This is a genomic window from Lysobacter sp. 05T417 (assembly GCF_056396405.1).
Genome location: NZ_JBFTLK010000003.1, coordinates 136226 through 154512 on the forward strand (window position 1 = coordinate 136226; position 18287 = coordinate 154512).

General features: G+C 67.6%; 16 protein-coding genes. 14 read left to right on the forward strand and 2 right to left on the reverse strand.

The window, feature by feature from the left end; translation table 11 throughout:
* The first annotated feature begins 52 nt into the window (after positions 1–52).
* Together AC1DER_RS06585 and AC1DER_RS06590 are read left to right on the forward strand one after the other, a co-directional pair.
* On the forward strand, positions 53–553 hold the full coding sequence (locus AC1DER_RS06585) for a hypothetical protein (RefSeq protein ID WP_441817635.1): 501 nt from the start codon (positions 53–55) through the stop codon (positions 551–553).
* Between the two features lie 50 nt (positions 554–603).
* Positions 604–1080 carry a hypothetical protein gene (locus AC1DER_RS06590; RefSeq protein WP_477247200.1) on the forward strand — a complete coding sequence of 159 codons (477 nt, stop codon included), beginning with the start codon at positions 604–606 and terminating at the stop codon, positions 1078–1080.
* A 21-nt stretch (positions 1081–1101) separates the two neighbouring features.
* On the opposite strand, the gene hrpA is transcribed toward AC1DER_RS06590, so the two are convergent.
* On the reverse strand, positions 1102–5061 hold the full coding sequence (gene hrpA / locus AC1DER_RS06595) for an ATP-dependent RNA helicase HrpA (RefSeq protein WP_477357825.1): 3960 nt from the start codon (positions 5059–5061) through the stop codon (positions 1102–1104).
* 96 nt (positions 5062–5157) lie between these two features.
* Between hrpA and AC1DER_RS06600 the strand changes: the two genes are divergently transcribed.
* From AC1DER_RS06600 to AC1DER_RS06650, 11 genes are all read left to right on the forward strand, one after another.
* Positions 5158–5691 carry a Dps family protein gene (locus AC1DER_RS06600; protein ID WP_441817637.1) on the forward strand — a complete coding sequence of 178 codons (534 nt, stop codon included), beginning with the start codon at positions 5158–5160 and terminating at the stop codon, positions 5689–5691.
* Positions 5692–5791: 100 nt separating this feature from the next.
* Positions 5792–7606, forward strand: coding sequence for a DNA helicase RecQ (recQ, locus tag AC1DER_RS06605; protein ID WP_477247435.1), 1815 nt, complete (start codon positions 5792–5794; stop codon positions 7604–7606).
* 95 nt (positions 7607–7701) lie between these two features.
* Entirely contained in the window at positions 7702–8109 is a 408-nt protein-coding gene (locus tag AC1DER_RS06610) for a GFA family protein (protein WP_477247437.1), read from the forward strand.
* Between the two features lie 22 nt (positions 8110–8131).
* Complete coding sequence (locus tag AC1DER_RS06615) at positions 8132–8593, forward strand: GFA family protein (protein WP_441817640.1); 462 nt, start codon at positions 8132–8134, stop codon at positions 8591–8593.
* A gap of 120 nt (positions 8594–8713) precedes the next feature.
* The gene (locus AC1DER_RS06620; RefSeq protein WP_477247439.1) at positions 8714–9463 is read left to right on the forward strand and encodes an SDR family oxidoreductase; all 750 of its coding nucleotides are present in this window, start codon (positions 8714–8716) and stop codon (positions 9461–9463) included.
* A gap of 92 nt (positions 9464–9555) precedes the next feature.
* Positions 9556–9996: a carboxymuconolactone decarboxylase family protein gene (locus AC1DER_RS06625; protein ID WP_477247441.1), complete on the forward strand. Its 441-nt coding sequence runs from the start codon at positions 9556–9558 to the stop codon at positions 9994–9996.
* Positions 9997–10100: 104 nt separating this feature from the next.
* Positions 10101–11333: an MFS transporter gene (locus tag AC1DER_RS06630; RefSeq protein ID WP_477247443.1), complete on the forward strand. Its 1233-nt coding sequence runs from the start codon at positions 10101–10103 to the stop codon at positions 11331–11333.
* A 74-nt stretch (positions 11334–11407) separates the two neighbouring features.
* Positions 11408–11878 (forward strand): MarR family winged helix-turn-helix transcriptional regulator, encoded by a 471-nt coding sequence (locus AC1DER_RS06635; RefSeq protein ID WP_477247445.1) that lies wholly within the window; start codon positions 11408–11410, stop codon positions 11876–11878.
* A 98-nt stretch (positions 11879–11976) separates the two neighbouring features.
* Entirely contained in the window at positions 11977–12903 is a 927-nt protein-coding gene (locus AC1DER_RS06640; RefSeq protein WP_477247447.1) for an NmrA family NAD(P)-binding protein, read from the forward strand.
* Positions 12904–12937: 34 nt separating this feature from the next.
* Entirely contained in the window at positions 12938–13897 is a 960-nt protein-coding gene (locus AC1DER_RS06645; protein ID WP_477247449.1) for a carbon-nitrogen hydrolase family protein, read from the forward strand.
* Positions 13898–14057: 160 nt separating this feature from the next.
* Positions 14058–15965, forward strand: a complete 1908-nt coding sequence (locus AC1DER_RS06650) for an acyltransferase family protein (RefSeq protein ID WP_477247451.1) — start codon at positions 14058–14060, stop codon at positions 15963–15965.
* A gap of 106 nt (positions 15966–16071) precedes the next feature.
* On the opposite strand, the gene yczE is transcribed toward AC1DER_RS06650, so the two are convergent.
* A complete protein-coding gene (gene yczE / locus AC1DER_RS06655) occupies positions 16072–16731 on the reverse strand; it encodes a membrane protein YczE (protein ID WP_477247453.1) in 660 nt (219 codons plus the stop codon).
* A 60-nt stretch (positions 16732–16791) separates the two neighbouring features.
* On the opposite strand from yczE, the gene yczR reads away from it, so the two are divergent.
* Entirely contained in the window at positions 16792–18243 is a 1452-nt protein-coding gene (gene yczR / locus AC1DER_RS06660; protein WP_477247455.1) for a MocR-like transcription factor YczR, read from the forward strand.
* Positions 18244–18287: the final 44 nt, after the last annotated feature.

An 18287-nucleotide genomic window follows, 5' to 3' on the forward strand; every position in this document is an offset into this window, starting at 1 on the left:
GTCCGGGACGACGCGGTCTACACTAGCGGGCAACCGTCTGGAGGAACAGCGCATGCGTTCGACCCGCCCCTACCTGCCCGCGCTCCGCTTGCTCGCGCTGGCCGCCATGCTGCCGCTCGCCACCGCGGCATTCGCCCAGAAAATCGAACAGCAGATGACCCCAGAGCAGTTCAAGGCCGCCGGCCTGGATCGACTGAGCCCGGAACAGCTGTCCAACCTCAACGACTGGCTCGACGGCAAGGTCAAGGTCGAAACCGCCAAGGCGGCCGAGACCGCCAAGCACAGTGCCGCCGAAGAGGACCATCGCGGGCTTTTCTCGGCCGCCTCGCGCGAGCCGATCGGCGGCAAGATCACCAATTTCGCCGGCTTCGGCAAAGGCCGCAGCTATACACTCGACAACGGCCAGGTCTGGCAGCAGATCGACGACGTCACCATTTCCGGCGTCAAGAACACCAATCCGATCGTGATGATCACTCCCAGCCTGATTGGCTCTGCCTGGTACATGGCCATTGAAGGTTTCAACGCCCGCGCCAAGGTGCAGCGGGTGAAGTGAGGCGTCGCCAGACGCCACCCCCGCGTTCCCCGTAGCCGAGACCCGTTCCCATGCGTTTGTTGCTTGCCGGATTCTTCGTTGCCGCCACGGTGCTGTCGGCGTCGGCCGATGCTGCCCAGGAGTACGTCGCGCTGGAGCAGCGCCTCGACGCCGAACAGATGCACGCCACCGGCCTGGACACGCTCTCGTCCGCGCAACTGGCACTGCTTAACAACCTGCTCAGCCAGGACCAGGGCGCGGCGGTCGACGCCGCGGTGGCCGATCGCACGGCCCAGGCCGGCCTGCGCGAGAAGCGCCCGCCGGCCGAAGCGCTCAGCGCCAGCGTGCAGGGCGACGTGCGCGCCTGGTCGCGCGGCGACACCGTGCTGCTCGACAACGGCCAGCGCTGGCGCGTCATCGACGGCAACCTCTACCTGGGCAAGCCGGTCAGCAATCCGCAGGTCACCATCGCACCGGGCTTCCTCGGCGCCTGGTACATGGAGATGGAAGGCCAGGCGCCGCGCGTGAAGGTGCAGCGCGTCTACTGAGCGCGCCTTCTGGGCGCGCCGTCAGCGTCGTAGCTGCGCCAGCCGCTGCGCCAGCTTCTTCGGCGACACGCCACCGCGCGCGCCCAGCTCCTGGGCGAACAGCGACACCCGCAGTTCTTCCAGGTCCCAGCGCAGCGCCTGCCACTGGGGCGCATCGCCGACACCTTCGGCGACTGCGTTGGCCAGGGCGTCGGCGAAGGGTTTGATCTCGAGCATGCGCGCCTGGTCGCGGACCGGGTCGCGCAGCGCACGCTCGCCGCGCAGCGCCAGCGCCTTGAGATAACGCGGGTACTCGCGCAGCGCCTGCGCCGGGACATTGCGCAGGAAGCCCGGCGGCGTCAACGCCGCCAGATGCGCGCGCATGTCGTCGAGATTGCCGCTGGCCCAGCCCATCAACGGCGATTCCAGTTTTGCCCGCGCCTCGGCGACCGCGCCCAGGATGGCCTCGGCCTGGCGCAGGCGCTCCATCGCGTCGGCGAACAGCTGCCTGGCGATCACGTCGCGGCGCGCGGCAAATGCGGCAGTGTCGCGGACGTCGACCAGGCCGCCGTCGGCGTCCTCGCCCGCCAGCGACGCGAATGCGCCGTCGACGAGATCCAGGCGCAAGCGGTCGCCTTCCTTCAATCCATCGTTGCGCGGCGCCGCGGACTCGATCGCGGCATACAGCAGCCCGGTCTTGGGCGTCACCGGCAACTGCTTGCGCGCCTGCTTGAGCTTGTCGGCCAGCGCGATCGCCAGCAGCCTGCGCACGCCGCGCGGATGCTCGCGGCGGGCCACCTCGGCTTCGGCATGCACGCGCAGCGACACGCTGTCGCCATCGTCGTGCAGGGCCGGCCAGGCCGGAACGCCGCCGGCGCCGGGCACCGACACCGGGATCGCCATTTCCGGGAACGTCACCAGCCCCTGCTTCGCCAGTCCGTCGGCAGCGCGCGCCGCGAAGGCCGCCGCCGCGCGCTCGCCGAAGCGGCGGCGCAGTTCCTCCAGGTCGCGCGATTCGGCCAGCACGTTACCGCCCTTGCCTCCCTTGCCATCGCCCTCGAGCAGGCTCAGGTTCATGCGCAGGTGCGGCTCCAGTGCCGTCTCGTCGAAGTCGAGCGCGGAAACCGCGACGCCACCCAGCCTGGAAAGGAAACGCGCCAGTTCGCCGGTGATGCTGTCGGCCGTCGGCTGCTGATGGGCCTCGTGGAAGGCGCGGGCAAAATCCGGCGCCGGCACGAAGTTGCGGCGCAGTGTCTTGGGCAGCGTCTTGATCAGTGCCGCCGCCTTGTCGGCGACGAAACCCGGCGCCAGCCATGACAGCCGCACCGGGTCGAGCGCGTTGAGCAGATGCAGCGGCACGGCGAGGGTCATGCCGTCGTCGCCGGCGCCCGGTTCGAACCGGTACTTCACCGCCAGCCGTGCGTTGCCCAACGCCAGGTACGGCGGGAAGCGCTGCGCATCGCTCTCGTCGACCACCATCAGGTCCGCCAGCGACCACTCCAGCGCCGCCTTCTCCGCCGCCGGCAGCTTGCCGTACCACGCATCGAGGGCGTGCGCGTTGTGCACCTGCGGCGGCAGCCGGTCGAGGTACCACTGCGCCATCCATTCGTCTTCGACCACCAGCCCGCTGCGGCGCTGCTTGGCCTCCTCATCGCGCGCCTTGGCCAGCGTCGCCAGGTTGCGCGGCAGGAAGGCGCAACGTGTGTTGATTTCGCCAGTGACCAGCGCATCGCGGGCGAAGATCGCGCGGCTCTCTTCCGGAAACAGCGCGCCGTAGTGCACAGGCCGCTTGGGAGCCAGCACCAGGCCGAACAGGCTGATCTGCTCGCTGCCGACCACGCGTCCCTGCGAGCGCGCCCAGCGCGGGTCGTGCTGGCGCCGCGCCAGCAGGTGCGGCAGCTCGGCGATGACCCAGTCCGGTTCGATCGCGGCATTGGTCAGCGACCACACCCGCTCGGTGTCGAGCAGCGTCGCCGACAGCACCCACGGCGGCGGCTTCTTCGCCAAGGGCGAGCCGGGGAACAACTGGAACTTGCGACCGCGCGGGCCGTCGTACTGGCCGCGCTCGCTTCGAAAGCCAATCTGCGTCGGCAGGCCGGCCAGCAGCGCGCGATGCAGGGTCGCGTAGGCGGCCTGGTCGAATTCGGCGTGGCGCGGCTCACTCGCCCAGTCCAGTTCGTCGGCCATCAGCTTGAGCTGGCGGTGCAGCTCGCGCCATTCGCGCATGCGCAGGAAGCCGAGGAAGTGCTTCTCGCACCAGCCGCGCAGCCTGGACTGGGTGAGGTCTTCGTGCGCGGCCTGGTAGGCGTCCCACAGCTTGAGGATGCCGACGAATTCCGACTTCGCATCGGCGAACTGGGCGTGGGCGTTGTCGGCCGCACCGCGCTGGTCGGACGGACGCTCCCGCGGGTCCTGGATGCCCAGGAAGGACGCGATCACCAGCATCTCGCGCAGCATGCCGTGCTGGTTGGCGGCCACCAGCATGCGCGCCAGTTTCACGTCGACCGGCAGGCGCGACATCAACTTGCCGGTGACGGTGAGCTGGCGCACCTCGTCGACGGCGCCAAGTTCGCCGAGCTGTTGCCAGCCATCGGCGACCGCACGCGGATCGGGTGGTTCCAGGAACGGGAAGTCCTCGATGTTGCCCAGGCCCAGCGACAGCATCCGCAGGATCACGCCGGCCAATGCGGCGCGGCGGATTTCCGGATCGGTGTAGCGCGCCCGCGAGAGGAAATCGGCCTCCGAATACAACCGGTAGCAGGTGCCCTCGCTGATGCGGCCGCAACGGCCCTTGCGCTGGTCGGCGCTGGCCTGGCTGACCGGTTCGATATGCAGGCGGTCGAGCTTGCCGCGCGGGCTGTAGCGTTTGACACGGGCCAGGCCCGGATCGACCACGTAGCGGATGCGCGGCACCGTCAGCGAGGTTTCGGCGACGTTGGTGGCCAGCACGATGCGACGCTTGGGCCCGGGATTGAACACGCGGTCCTGGTCGCGCACCGACAAGCGCGCATACAGCGGCAGCACTTCGGTCTCGCGGTACTTGCGTCGTTCCAGCGCCTGGTGGGCGTCGCGGATCTCGCGCTCGCCGGACAGGAAGATCAGCACGTCGCCGCGCGGGTCCTCGCGGGTGATCTCGTCGCAGGCGGCGACGATGCCATCGTTGACGCTGCGGTCGCCCTCGCCTCCTTCTTCGTCGCCTTCCCCCAGCGGGCGGTAGCGCACCGAGACCGGATAGCCACGGCCTTCGACGTTGACCACCGGCGCATCACCGAAGTGCTGGGCGAAGCGCTCGGTGTCGATCGTCGCCGAAGTGACGATGACCTTCAGGTCCGGGCGTCGCTGCAGCAGCTGCTTGAGGTAGCCGAGCAGGAAATCGATGTTGAGGCTGCGTTCGTGCGCCTCGTCGATCAGGATGGTGTCGTAGCGCGACAGCCAGCGGTCGGACTGGATCTCGGCCAGCAGGATGCCGTCGGTCATGAACTTGACCGCGGTCTGCTCGCCGACATTCTCGGTGAATCGGACCTGGTAGCCGACCGCGCCGCCCAGCGGGGTCTGCAGCTCCTCCGCGACGCGGCGGGCCACGGCACGCGCGGCGATCCGGCGCGGCTGCGTGCAGCCGATCATGCCGGCGGCGCCGCGGCCGGCGGCCAGGCACAGCTTGGGCAGCTGGGTGGTCTTGCCCGAACCGGTCTCGCCGGCGATGACGACGACCTGGTGCTTGCGGATCAGCTCGACGATGCGCTCGGCTTCGGCCGCGATCGGCAGGCCCGGGTCGACCGGTGCCTGCGGCAGCGCCGCCGCCCGCGACTGGCGCTGCGCGACCGACGCACTCAGGGCCTGGGCGAAGGCCTCGCGTGCGCGCTCGTCCGCCGGCTTGCCGCTCCAGCGCGACCACAGTCCATGCAGCCGCCCACGGTCACGGCTCAGCGCGCCATCGATGGCGCGCCGGGCCTGGCGTAACGCGTTACTGACATCGGGCTGCTTAGACTGCGCCGGGTCCATTGATTTCATCGATCGAAGTACAAGCCAAAAACCATTTCATTTCGCGGTCGGCACGGCTTATTGTCGCCCGCAATGCTCAGCTAAGGGAGAAAAACAGTGGCCAAACAGAAAACCGCCAAGTCCAAGACCCCGCCAGCACCCGCGCCCAGCCACCCGGGCATTGATATCGGGATCAGCGGCGCCGACCGCAAGAAGATCGCCGAGGGCCTGTCGCGGTTCCTTTCGGACAGCTTCACGCTCTACCTGAAGACCCACAACTTCCACTGGAACGTCACCGGGCCAATGTTCAACAGCCTGCATGTGATGTTCGAAGGCCAGTACACCGAGCAGTGGACGGCGCTGGACGAGACCGCCGAGCGCATGCGCGCGCTCGGCTACAACGCGCCCGGCTCGTACGCCGAGTTCATCCGCCTGAGCTCGATTCCGGAAGAGCCCGGCCTGACCGAGGCGCCCGACTGGCGCGAGATGGTCCGCCAGCTCACCGTCGGCAACGAGGCCGTGGCCCGGACCGCGCGCAAGGTGCTCAAGCTGGCCGATGACGGCGGCGACGACCCGACCGTCGACCTGATGACCCGGCGCCTGCAGACCCACGAGAAGAACGCCTGGATGCTGCGCTCGCTGCTCGAGTGACAGCCATGGCCCCTCTCCCGCGTGCGGGAGAGGGGTTGGGGTGAGGGCTGGTTACTGTTTTTCCGACAGTCGACCCTGCCGCGCCCGCTAAACTAGGCGCATGTCCGACCCCGCACTCGATCTGCTCCGCCGCACCTTCGGCCACCCTGCTTTCCGCGGCGAACAGGCGCAGATCGTCGAACACGTCACCGGCGGCGGCGACGCCCTGGTGCTGATGCCCACCGGCGGCGGCAAGTCCCTGTGCTACCAGCTGCCGGCACTGCTGCGCGATGGCTGCGGCCTGGTGGTCTCGCCGCTGATCGCGCTGATGCAGGACCAGGTCGAGGCGCTGCGCCAGCTCGGCGTGCGTGCGGCCTACCTCAATTCCACCCTGGATGCATCCACGGCCGCGGACGTCGAACGCCAGTTGTTCGCCGGCGAGCTCGACCTGCTCTACGTCGCGCCCGAGCGTCTGCTCACCGGCCGCTTCCTGTCGCTGCTCGAGCGCGCCCGCATCGGCCTGTTCGCCATCGACGAGGCCCACTGCGTCTCGCAATGGGGCCACGACTTCCGCCCGGAATACCGCCAGCTGACGGTGCTGCACGAGCGCTGGCCCGATATCCCGCGCATCGCCCTGACCGCAACCGCCGACGCCCCGACCCGGCGCGAGATCGCCGAGCGGCTGGCGCTGGAGGACGCGCGCGAGTTCGTCAGCTCCTTCGACCGCCCCAACCTTCGCTACCGCGTGGTGCACAAGGACGGCGCCGGCGTGCGCCAGTTGCTGGACTTCCTGGCAGGCCATCGCGACGAGAGCGGCATCGTCTACGCCTTCTCGCGCAAGCGGGTGGAAAGCGTGGCCGAGCAGCTGCAGGCCGCCGGGATCAAGGCCCTGCCCTACCACGCCGGCATGGACGCAAAGCTACGCTCAGGCAACCAGCGCCGCTTCCTGCAGGAGGACGGCGTGGTGATGGTGGCGACGATCGCCTTCGGCATGGGCATCGACAAGCCCGACGTGCGCTTCGTCGCCCACGTCGACCTGCCCAAGTCGATCGAGGGCTACTACCAGGAAACCGGCCGCGCCGGCCGCGATGGCGCACCGGCCGAACTGTGGCTCAGCTATGGCCTGGGCGACATGGTCAACCTGCGCCAGATGATCCAGCAGGGCGAAGCGGGCGAGGAGCGCAAGCGCCTGGAGCTGGGCAAGCTCGACGCACTGCTCGGCTATTGCGAATCGACCCAGTGCCGGCGCCAGGCACTGCTGGGCTGGTTCGGCGAACCGCACCCGGGCGCCTGCGGCAACTGCGACAACTGTCTGGAGCCGCCGAGCAGTTGGGACGGCACCCAGGCCGCGCGCAAGGCGCTGTCGTGCGTGTACCGCACCGGCCAGCGCTTCGGCGCCGGCCACGTCATCGACGTGCTGCGCGGCGCCGACACCGAAAAGGTGCGGCAATGGGGCCATGAAACACTGAGCACCTTCGCCATCGGCAACGACCTGGACGAGCGGCAATGGCGCGGCGTGTTCCGCCAGCTGGTCGCCAACGGCCTGCTCGAAGCCGATGTCGAACATCACGGCGCACTGCGCCTGACCGCGTCCAGCGGCCCGGTGCTGCGCGGCGAGCGCGAACTGCGCTTCCGTCACGAAGCCCCCAAGCCCGCACGCGGCCGCAAGGCGCGTGGCGCGACCACGGTGCAGATGATCGAGCTGGACGTCGACTCGCAGTTGCGTTTCGATGCGCTGCGGCAATGGCGCGCCACCACCGCGCGCGAACAGAACGTGCCGGCCTACGTGATCTTCCACGACAGCACGCTGCGCGCGATCGCGGAAGCCGCGCCCGACGACCTCGACGAACTGGGGCGCATCCCCGGCATCGGCAGCAGCAAGCTGGACCGCTATGGCGAGGCGGTTCTGCAGCACCTGTTCGACAGCGCGCCGTGATGCCCCCCACGGATTGACGGGACGTTTGTGCCGCGGCGACACCGGGCACACACTGGCGCCGCTATACCTCCCTTCTGCCCTTCAGCGGAGGCACCATGGCCAATCCCATCGACGGCGGTTGCCTGTGCGGCGCGGTGCGTTACCGCGCCACCGGCGAACCGCAGGCGCGCAGCCTTTGCCATTGCCGCAGTTGCCGCAAGGCAAGCGGTGCGCCCACGGTGGCGTGGGTGGTCCTGCGCACGCGCGATTTCAGCTTCACCCGGGGCCAGCCGGTGGCGTTCGAGTCGTCGCCTGGAATCGAACGCACCTTCTGCGGCCAGTGCGGGACGCCGCTGACCTACCAGCGCAGGAATGGCAGCAGCACCATCGACGTCACCACGGCGACGCTCGACGCACCCGACGACTACGCGCCGACCAAGGAGATCTGGATCGAGCACAAGATCGCCTGGGAGACGCTGAGCCCCGAAACCAAGCATTACCCGCGCAGCAGCGTGGGCGCCTGACCGAACGCTTGAGGACGACCCGATGCCCGACGTCACGGAACACTCGATCCACGAAGGTGGCTGCCTGTGCGGCGCGGTCCGCTACCGGGCGACGGCCGAGCCGCTGCGCGGCGTGATCTGCCACTGCGACATCTGCCGCCGCCATTCCGGCGCGCCTGCGCTGGCGTTCGTCCACTTTCCCGCAGCATCGTTCGCCTGGACTGGCAGGCAGCCGGACTGGTTCCGTTCGTCGCAGTTTGCAGAACGCGCGTTCTGCGCCACCTGCGGCAGCACGCTGGGAATGCGCGAGGACGTGCTCGGCGATCGCGTGCAGGTGGCGGTTGGCAGCCTGGACGCGCCGGCGCGGGTGCGTATCGACGACCACGTATGGACACAGTCGCGACTGCCCTGGTTCGACACGCGCGACGAGCTGCCGCGATTCGCCGCCAGCAGCGACGCGGTGCCAAGCCTGGCGCAGGGCCCCGAGGAGCCCGACCGCCCCTGACAGGCTCTGCGGAAGACGTTCGAAGACATCGAACGAGTTGGCCGGGAAGGTGGTACGGAAAGCGCCGCGGTCGCGACCAGTATGGCCCTGCAGCAATCGGCTGCTCCCGAAGGAATCACCATGAACCGCTTCACCGGCAAGTCTGTTCTCGTTACCGGCGGCACCAGTGGCATCGGCCTGGCCGCAGCCAGGGCGTTCGTCGCCGAGGGCGCCCATGTCTTCATCACCGGCCGCGATGCCGCCATGCTGGAACAGGCATCGGCAACGCTGGGTTCGGCTGCCACCGCGCTGCGCATCGACTCGGGCAACATCGCCGACGCCCGCACGCTGGCCACCGCCATCGCCGACAGCGGCCGTCGCCTCGACGCCGTGTTCGTCAACGCCGGCGCGGCCAAGTTCGCCGCCTTCAAGGACGTCGACGAAGCGCTGTGGGACCAGATCTTCGACACCAACGTCAAGGGCGCCTACTTCCAGGTCCAGTCGCTGCTGCCGCTGTTGAACCCGGGTGCGTCGATCGTCATCAACGGCTCCATCAATGCCCGCATCGGCATGCCGCAGACCTCGGTGTACGCCGCGAGCAAGGCCGCGCTGATTTCGCTGGCCAAGACACTCTCGGCCGAACTGCTGCCCGTCGGCGTTCGCGTCAACGTCGTCAGCCCGGGCCCGGTGTCGACGCCGATCTACGGCAAGCTCGGCCTGGACGCGGCAACGCTGGAGACCACCGCCGCGCAGATCCAGGAACAGATCCCGCTGGGACGCTTCGGCACTCCCGACGAGATCGCCTCCACCGTGTTGCACCTGGCGTCGCCGGAATCGGCCTTCATCGTTGGCACCGAGATCATCGCCGACGGCGGCATGAGCCAACTTTGAGGGAACAGTCCATCCCTGCAGTTGTCACGTTCCCCGGCAAGCCGTCGCAGTAACCTTTCCCGACCCGAGTCCCTCACTTCAGGTGTACCGCAATGGAACCCCGTCTCGACTTCTACAAGGCCTCTCCCAATGCCGCCAAGGCGATGATTGCCCTGGAGGGCGCCGTCGGCAAACTGGGCATCGATCCCGGCCTGCTCGACCTGATCAAGCTGCGCGCTTCGCAGATCAACGGCTGCGCCTTCTGCGTCGACATGCACAGCAGCGACGCACGCAAGCGCGGTGAAACCGAACGTCGCCTCTACTCGGTCTCGGTGTGGCGCGAAGCCCCGTTTTTCACCGACCGCGAGCGTGCCGCGCTGGCCTGGACCGAAGCGCTCACGCTGATCTCGCAGACGCACGCCCCCGATGCCGACTACGAATGGCTGTGCCAGCAGTTCGACGAGCGCGAGCGGGTCGACCTGACGGTGGCGATCAACGCCATCAACGGCTGGAACCGCCTGGCGATCGGCTTCCGGTCCGTCCCCCCGGCCTGAGCCCCGCGACAGGGCCGCCACCGCGGTCGCCCTGCTTCACGACCGGATGTCGATTCCTCCCGCCCTGCTTCGTCATCGAAGCAGGTCCCGGGAGATTCCAACCGATGAACAGCCCAGCCTCGACCCGTTCCATCGACCGCAACTGGCCCCTCGTGGCTGCTGGCGCACTGATGGGCTGTGTCGCCATTGGCACGATCTTTTCGCTGGCCGTGCTGCTCACGCCGATGGGCACTGCCACGGGCTGGTCGCGGGCCGGCCTGTCGAGCGCCATGACCCTGGCCTTCATCAGCAGCGGCTTCGCCGGATTTGGCTGGGGCATGCTCAGTGATCGCTACGGGCCGCGCATCGTCGTGCTGGCCGGTTCGCTATTGCTCGGCCTGTCGTGCGTGCTGGCCAGCCGCGCCGCCAGCCTGCTGCAGTTCCAGCTCGCCTACGGCGTGCTGCTGGGCGTGGCCGCCGCGAGCTTCTTCGCGCCGGTGATCGCGACCACGGCAGCGGCGTTCGAGCGTCGCCGCAACCTGGCGATATCGCTGGTCTCCGCCGGCGTCGGTGTCGCCCCGATGACGATGTCGCCGCTGGTGGCGTGGCTGATCAGCCACTACGACTGGCGCACCACGCTGCTCATCGTCGGGCTGCTGGCCTGGGCGCTGACGTTGCCGGCGGTGTGGTTCGTGCGTCCCGTGACGATTGCCAGCCACGATGAATTCGTCGCCCCGACTCAGCAGATGACCGCGCAACAGGCATTGCGATCGAAGGCTTTCATCGTCCTCGGGCTCGCCTTCTTCGCCTGCTGCGCGGCGCACTCCGGGCCGATCTTCCACACCGTCAGCTACGCCGTCGGCTGTGGCCTCAGCGTTACCGCTGCGGTGACCATCTACAGCATGGAAGGCGCGGCAGGGCTCGGCGGTCGACTGCTGTTCGGCGTCCTCGCCGACAAGGTCGGCGCCAAGCCGGTGCTGGTCGCCGGGTTGCTGATCCAGGCCGTGGCGGCGGTCAGCTACCTGCAGGTGAACCAGCTCGACGGCTTCTATGCCGTCGCAATTGTGTTCGGCATGGCTTACGGCGGCACGATGCCCTTGTATGCCTCTCTCGCGCGCGACGCATTCAGCCCCGCCATCCTCGGCACCGTCCTGGGCGCGGCCAGCCTGCTGTCCGGCTTCGGCATGGCGATCGGCCCGCTGCTGGGCGGCTGGCTGTACGACCGCTTCGGCAGCTACACATGGCTGTACGTCGGCTCGATGGCCGTGGGTCTGGCCGCCGCGGCGATCGCGATGCTGTTCCCGACCACGCGCGGGCAGCGCGACCGGGACGGATTGAGGCCGGTTTTGCAGGAGTGAGGGCGCGGATGGCAGGGGTGCGCGTTCCGGGGGGGGGGTTGACATAATGGTGTATATGCACCATAGTAGACCCCATGAAGACCAAAGCCCCCCATCGCCCTGATCCCGTGGCCGCCGGACTGGTCGAGGAAGTCACACGCGCTTGCCTGATGACCCGGACCCGCCGCATCTCGCGCGTGATCACCAGCCTGTTCGACCAGGAATTGCGGCCGTTCGGCGTAAGCGCCTCGCAGTTCTCGCTGCTGGTGCTGATTGCCGGCAAGGGCGGCGCCAGCCGCGCCGAGCTGGGTCGCGCCAACCATCAGGAACGCTCGACCTCCACCCGCAACCTGCAGCTGGTGCTGGACCAGGGATGGGCCGAGGAAATCGTGCCCGACAAAGGCCGCAGCCGGCCGATCCTGATTTCGCAGGCCGGTCGCGACCTGCTGGCTGCGGCGATGCCCGCCTGGCGCTCGGCCCAGGCCAAAGCCCGGCGCATCCTTGGCGATGACGGCGCGACCGCCATCGTCGATCTCGCGGCAAACCTGCCGGTCGAGTCGGGCTGAGTCCGGCTGCCAAGGTTTTTTATTGTTGTATATACACCACCGTTGAGAACTTCCTTCCCCACGCCCTCCCCCACTGGACCTCCCCGAACCCCACGACCATGAACACTTCCAACGAAAACCCGATCCTCGTCACCGGAGCCGCCGGAGACATCGGCGCCATCGGCCGCACCGTCACCGCAGACCTACTCGCCCGGGGCCACAAAGTACGCGCCCTCGTCCGGCGCGAGGACGAGCGGGCCCAGGCCCTGCGCGCGCTCGGCGCCGAGGTGGTGCTGGGCGACCTGACCAACCTCGACTCGATGCACCGCGCCATCGAAGGCGCCTCGCGGCTCTACTTCGGCATGTCGATCTCGCCGGCCTATCTGGAAGCGACGGTCAACGTCGCCGCCGTCGCGCGCCACCATGGCGTCCAGGCATTCGTGAACATGTCGCAGATGACAGTCACGCAGATGAGCGCCACGCAGACCACCGACAGCCCGCAGCACAAGCTGCACTGGCTGGCCGAACAGGCGCTGGCATGGTCAGGGCTGCCGGTCGTTACCGTGCGTCCTACCGTCTTCCTCGAAGGCTTCTTCCTGCGCCTGGCCGCAAACGGCGTGCGCGAACGCAACGAACTGGCGCTGCCGCTGGGCAACAGCCGCACGTCGCCGATCTCGTCGCTCGACGTGGCGCGCGCGGTAGCGGCGATCCTCGACGATCCCACCCCGCACATCGGTCAGGTCTACAACCTCACCGGTCACGAATCCACCGATGTGGAGCACTACGCGCGCGCATTCTCGGAGGCGCTGGGCCGCACCATCGCCTACCGCGACGTCCCGCTCGATGCCTGGACCGACGCACTGGCGAAGGCCGGCGTCCCGCAACACGTCCTCAGCCACCTCGCGACGATGGCCACCCTGCACAAGCAAGGCAGCTATGACCGCATGACCGACGATCTGCTCAGGCTCACCGGCGAACGGCCCACCAGCATGGTCGAGTTCGTGAAGCTTCATTCCAGCGAGTTCGCGCGGGCACAAGCCGCGTAACCGACCCGTCAGCAACGTCCAGGCAACCCCCACCATGACCATCATCAAAGCCGCCGCCGTACAGATCAGCCCCGTGCTGTACAGCCGCGAAGCCACCGTCGACAAAGTCGTGCGCAAGATCCGCGAGCTGGGCCTCAAGGGCGTCCAGTTCGCCACTTTCCCCGAGACAGTCGTGCCCTATTACCCCTACTTCTCGGCCGTGCAAACGCCGATACAGATACTGGGCGGAACGGAGTTCCTCAAGCTCCTCGACCAGGCAGTGACGGTGCCCTCCGCCGCGACCGACGCGATCGGCGATGCCGCCCGCGAAGCCGGCATGGTCGTGTCGATCGGCGTCAACGAACGCGACGGCGGCACGCTCTACAACACGCAACTTCTGTTCGACGCCGACGGCACGCTGATCCAGCGCCGGCGCAAGATCTCGCCCACCCATTTCGAGAAGATGGTCTGGGGCCAGGGCGACGGATCAGGTCTGCGCGCCGTCGACAGCGCCGTCGGCCGGATCGGGCAGCTGGCCTGCTACGAGCACAACAACCCGCTGGCGCGCTACGCGATGATGGCCGACGGCGAACAGATCCATTCGTCGATGTACCCGGGATCGGCCTTCGGCGAACCGTTCGCGCAGCGGATGGAGATCAACATCCGCCAGCACGCCATGGAGTCCGGGGCATTCGTGGTCAACGCAACCGCCTGGCTCGATGCGGACCAGCAGGCGCAGATCATGAAGGACACCGGCTGCGACATCGGCCCGATATCGGGCGGCAGCTTCACGGCCATCGTCGCCCCCGACGGCATGCTCATTGGCGAACCGTTGCGCTCCGGCGAGGGTGAAGTCATCGCCGACCTCGACTTCAGCCTGATCGACAAGCGCAAGATGCTGATGGACGCTGCCGGGCACTACAACCGGCCGGAGCTGCTGAGCCTGGTAATCGATCGCACGCCGGCTGCGAATGTGCACGAGCGGGTGAGGCAACCGGTGGCGCTGGCGAGCTGATACCGACCGAACTGGTCCGCCGCTACCTGCCCGGCGATGCTGAAAATGCACTTGGAGGAGTACAGCGCCGCCAGCGCTGGCACTCCTTCCAGGTCACGCAGGCTGCAGGAATGTGACCGGGCCTCGTGCAGCTGCACACACCGGATGGTAATTTGCCTCCATGGCAAGGGGCATGGGGTTTCGGAGCGATATCGAAGGGTTGCGGGCAGTAGCCATTCTGCTCGTGGTGTTCGCGCACGCCCATGTCCCGGGATTCCCGGGCGGGTTCGTCGGGGTCGACGTTTTCTTCGTGCTGTCGGGTTATCTGATTACCGGCCTGCTCTTGAAGGAAGCCTCACAGTCCGGCTCGATTGATTTCGCCAGCTTCTATGCGCGCCGGTTCCGGCGCCTGATGCCGGCCCTGATGGTGATGCTGCTTGTGGTGTGCGGCACAGCCGCACTTGCGCTGTCGGCCCAAGCGCAGATCGACCAGGCCTCAGCCGCAGCCGCAGCCGCCCTCTGGCTCAGCAACATGCACTTCTCGCTTTCCAGCGTCGGCTACTTCGCTGCGGACGCCGAGCAGAACCTGTTCCTCCACACGTGGTCGCTCGGTGTTGAAGAGCAGTTCTACCTGGTCTGGCCGGCACTGGTGCTGTTTGCCGGATCTGCGACGCATCCGCGGCGCCTGCGGCTCGTCATGGGCGCCGTCCTCGCGGGCAGCCTGGCAGCCTGCGTCTGGCTGACAACTGCGGAGCCGAACTTCGCGTTCTATTCGATGCCAACTCGAGCCTGGCAGTTCGCCGGCGGCGCGCTGGCCCTGCTCGGCGTCCAGCGCGTCCGTCTTTCACCGACGACCGCACGACTGGCAGGTTGGGCCGGTCTCGGCCTGATCCTGTGGAGCGCGATCACCCTCACGCCGGCATCTCCCTATCCGGGATGGCGCGCCCTTGTTCCCTCCGTTGGTACGGCATTGATCCTGGTCGCCGGGGCACTACGGCCAACCGAAGGCGTGGGGAAACCGCTGTCCACCTACCCGATGCAGTGGATTGGTCGGGTCAGCTATTCCTGGTACCTGTGGCATTGGCCCGTCCTGCTGCTTGGCGACGCGCTTATCCCGATGGCAGACGGTCCGCGGCGAGCGCTGATGGTCGCCGCATCCTTTGCAATCGCATGCCTGTCGTACCGGTACGTCGAAACGCCATTCCAGAACAACTCACGCATCCTCCGGCGCCCGCGGCGGCTGATCGCAGTGACGGCGGCGGCGATGGCAGTCCTCGTTGCCGGCACGGTCGCGTGGCATGGCCGCGCAACGGCCCTCGATGCATCCGAAGTCCGGTTTACTGCAAGCAAGCAGTCTGCCGTCTATCGCCTCGGCTGCGATGACTGGATCCACAGTGGCGACGTGAAGGTGTGCGCGTTCGGACCTGCGAACGCGCACCACACTGCCGTGCTGATGGGGGATAGTGTTGGCGCGCAATGGTTCCCGGCAATCGAGCGGATCTATGCGCAACACGGTTGGCGCCTTCTCGTGATAACGAAGTCGTCCTGCCCGATGGTGGACGAACCATTCTTCTATCCGCGGATTCGCCGTGAGTACACCGAATGCTCCACTTGGCGCCGCGCCGCGCTCGACCGAATCACCGCGATCTCCCCTGACGTGCTCATCCTGGGATCGACGGACAATTACGGATTCACGCCGGACCAGTGGACCGAGGGCACTTCGCGACTGCTCGGAGTCGTGGCCACCCATGCGAAGCAGATCGTCATTCTTCGCGCCACGCCCGCGCTTCCCTTCGAACCGGCCACCTGCCTGCAAGCCGCCCGAAGATTTGGAATCGTAGATACCGTCGCGTGCACCGCGCCCGCGGCCTCGCGGCAATCGGAAGAAGTCGTCCAGTCGATCGTTGCGGCCGCCTCGCGTTTCCACAACGTCCGCATCGTCGACATGAACGGTGCAGTCTGCCCGGGCAATGAATGCCGCGCGTCTGTGGGTGGACATCAGATCTATCGCGACACCAGGCACCTCGAAGTCGAGTTCGTCGAGTCACTGACTGCAGCGCTGGCGCGGCGCCTGGAACAGGAGCAGTAGGGAGGTCGCCAGCGGCCAACTGATCGTAGCCATGTCGAGAAAGAACAAAGTAAACCATCAGCTTCCTACTCCTGCTCCAGCCTAATGTCCGCTATCGGCTGCGGTTTCAACCGGTCGGCGCCTCCAGGCGCACCACCAGGTAACGCATGAAGAACTGCGTGATCGACCCAACGAACAGAGCAAACACGAGGGTTCCGACGCCGGCGGTGCCGCCCAGCACCACGCCCATCGCGAGCACCACGATCTCGATGCAGGTGCGCACGCGCTGGATCGACCGGCCGGTGCGACGCGCGAATCCGGTCATCAATCCGTCGCGCGGCCCGGGACCAAGTTGCGCACCCACGTAGAGCGCGGTGGCGAGCGCGCAGACCACTACGCCACCGACCAGGTAGACGCAACGCAACGACAGTGACCCAGGCGCATCCAACAGCCGAAGGTTGAGGTCGGTGAACGGTCCCAGCAACAGCGTGTTGGCGACGGTGCCCAGCCCGGGCATCTGCCGTAGGGGGATCCACAACAGCAGCACCGCCACGGCGACCAGGACCATGATCGTTCCGAGCGACAACGGCAGGTGCAGCGAAGCGCCCTGATGGAAAACGACCCACGGCGAGCCGCCGAGCGTACTTTGCATCAGCAGCGCGTTGGACACGCCGTACAGCCATAGTCCTGCCAGCAGGCGCACCAGCCGTTCCGGCAGGCGGCCGGCCCGGAGCTGGGCGAGAGGGCCCAGATTGGCCAGCCCCAAAGGGGACATATTTGCGTTCATGGCGCCAGTATCTGGACGATTGGCTCTTCCACCTAGAGCCAATATCGCCATAGTGGCCTTATGAACCGATCCTTGACCCCAGAGCACCTGGCCACTTTGATCGGCCAGTTCCCGCGCAAGCCGGCCTACCGCGGGCTCCGCAAGGCCCTGCAGGAATTGATCGGCGACGGCCGCATTCCCCTCGGCACGCGATTGCCCAGCGAGCGGGCGGTGTCACAGGCGCTTGCCGTCTCGCGCAATACGGTGACCCGCGCCTACGCGGACCTGGTTGTCGCGGGTTTCGCGAACGCACGCCAGGGCGCAGGCACGTTCGCCGCGGTTCCGGACGAGCGCCGGCGCGCGCACGAACACTCGCTGCGTTCGATCGCCAGTGCGGATGCGCTCGAAGGCGCCATCGACCTCAACTGCGCCTCGACGGCCGCCATTGCGGGCATCGCCTCCGCCTACGAGCGCGCGCTCGAAAGGCTGCCCTGTTATCTGGCGAGCGACGGCCACCGGCCCACCGGGCTTCCGACCCTGCGAGCCCTGATCGCGCAGATGTACGCACGGCGTGGATTACCCACCGACCCCGAACAGATCATGGTCACCTCCGGCGCGCTGTCGGGCGTGGCCATCGTCGCGCGCGCACTGTCCCGGCCCGGCGATCGAGTGATGATCGAATCTCCGGTCTACCCGAACGTCATCGAATCGCTCCGCCTCGGCGGCGCGCGCCTGGTCGCGTCACCGATGGGCGATGCGCTGGGTGACGAAGGCTGGGACCTCGACGGCATCGAGGCCACGCTGCGCCAGACGCGGCCGCACCTGGCGTACCTGATTCCCGACTTCCAGAATCCCACCGGCTTCCTGATGAGCGACCACCAGCGTGGCCGCTACGCGGCCGCGCTGCATGCCACGCGCACCGTGGCGGTCGTCGATGAATCGCTGCAGGCGATCGCACTGACGGACGTCAGCATGCCCCTGCCCTTCGCCGCGCATGCGCCGGACGCCATCACGGTCGGCAGCGTGTCGAAGCTGCTGTGGAGCGGCCTGCGCGTGGGGTGGATCCGCGCGCCGCACGACCTGATGGATCGGCTGATCAAGGCGCGATTGCAATTCGACCTGGGCACGGCGCTTTTCGACCAGCTGGTGGTCACTGAACTTCTGGAATATGGCGACGTCATCGCAATGCGTCGCGCGCAACTTCGCCAGCGTCGTGATGCACTGGCTGGTGCAATCCGCGAACAGCTGCCGGACTGGCGTTTCCGACTGCCCGAAGGCGGAATGACCATGTGGTTGCAGTTGCCGCATGGCAGCGCCACGCGACTGGCGGCGAGCCTGGAGGCGGTTGGCGTCCACGTTCCTCCCGGCCCGATGTTCAGCGTCGAAGGTGGCGCCGACCAGTGGCTGCGCATCCCTTACGTACGACCGGAAGAGGAGTTGATCGAGGGCGTCCGGCGCATCGCGGATGTTTGGTCGAGTGTGACGGCCAAGGCTTCGGGTCGCCCGGAAGGCTCGCGGATGGTCATTCTGTAGACCGCTAACGGCCAGGAGCGGACATCGGTCACTGGATACTGTAG

Excerpts from the sequence above, each read along its gene's own strand:
- AC1DER_RS06585 (WP_441817635.1), top strand. The coding sequence starts at position 53 with ATGCGTTCGACCCGCCCCTACCTGCCCGCGCTCCGCTTGCTCGCGCTG.
- AC1DER_RS06590 (WP_477247200.1), top strand. The coding sequence starts at position 604 with ATGCGTTTGTTGCTTGCCGGATTCTTCGTTGCCGCCACGGTGCTGTCG.
- hrpA (WP_477357825.1), bottom strand. The coding sequence starts at position 5,061 with ATGGACCCGGCGCAGTCTAAGCAGCCCGATGTCAGTAACGCGTTACGC.
- recQ (WP_477247435.1), top strand. The coding sequence starts at position 5,792 with ATGTCCGACCCCGCACTCGATCTGCTCCGCCGCACCTTCGGCCACCCT.
- AC1DER_RS06610 (WP_477247437.1), top strand. The coding sequence starts at position 7,702 with ATGGCCAATCCCATCGACGGCGGTTGCCTGTGCGGCGCGGTGCGTTAC.
- AC1DER_RS06615 (WP_441817640.1), top strand. The coding sequence starts at position 8,132 with ATGCCCGACGTCACGGAACACTCGATCCACGAAGGTGGCTGCCTGTGC.
- AC1DER_RS06620 (WP_477247439.1), top strand. The coding sequence starts at position 8,714 with ATGAACCGCTTCACCGGCAAGTCTGTTCTCGTTACCGGCGGCACCAGT.
- AC1DER_RS06625 (WP_477247441.1), top strand. The coding sequence starts at position 9,556 with ATGGAACCCCGTCTCGACTTCTACAAGGCCTCTCCCAATGCCGCCAAG.
- AC1DER_RS06630 (WP_477247443.1), top strand. The coding sequence starts at position 10,101 with ATGAACAGCCCAGCCTCGACCCGTTCCATCGACCGCAACTGGCCCCTC.
- AC1DER_RS06635 (WP_477247445.1), top strand. The coding sequence starts at position 11,408 with ATGAAGACCAAAGCCCCCCATCGCCCTGATCCCGTGGCCGCCGGACTG.
- AC1DER_RS06640 (WP_477247447.1), top strand. The coding sequence starts at position 11,977 with ATGAACACTTCCAACGAAAACCCGATCCTCGTCACCGGAGCCGCCGGA.
- AC1DER_RS06645 (WP_477247449.1), top strand. The coding sequence starts at position 12,938 with ATGACCATCATCAAAGCCGCCGCCGTACAGATCAGCCCCGTGCTGTAC.
- AC1DER_RS06650 (WP_477247451.1), top strand. The coding sequence starts at position 14,058 with ATGGCAAGGGGCATGGGGTTTCGGAGCGATATCGAAGGGTTGCGGGCA.
- yczE (WP_477247453.1), bottom strand. The coding sequence starts at position 16,731 with ATGAACGCAAATATGTCCCCTTTGGGGCTGGCCAATCTGGGCCCTCTC.
- yczR (WP_477247455.1), top strand. The coding sequence starts at position 16,792 with ATGAACCGATCCTTGACCCCAGAGCACCTGGCCACTTTGATCGGCCAG.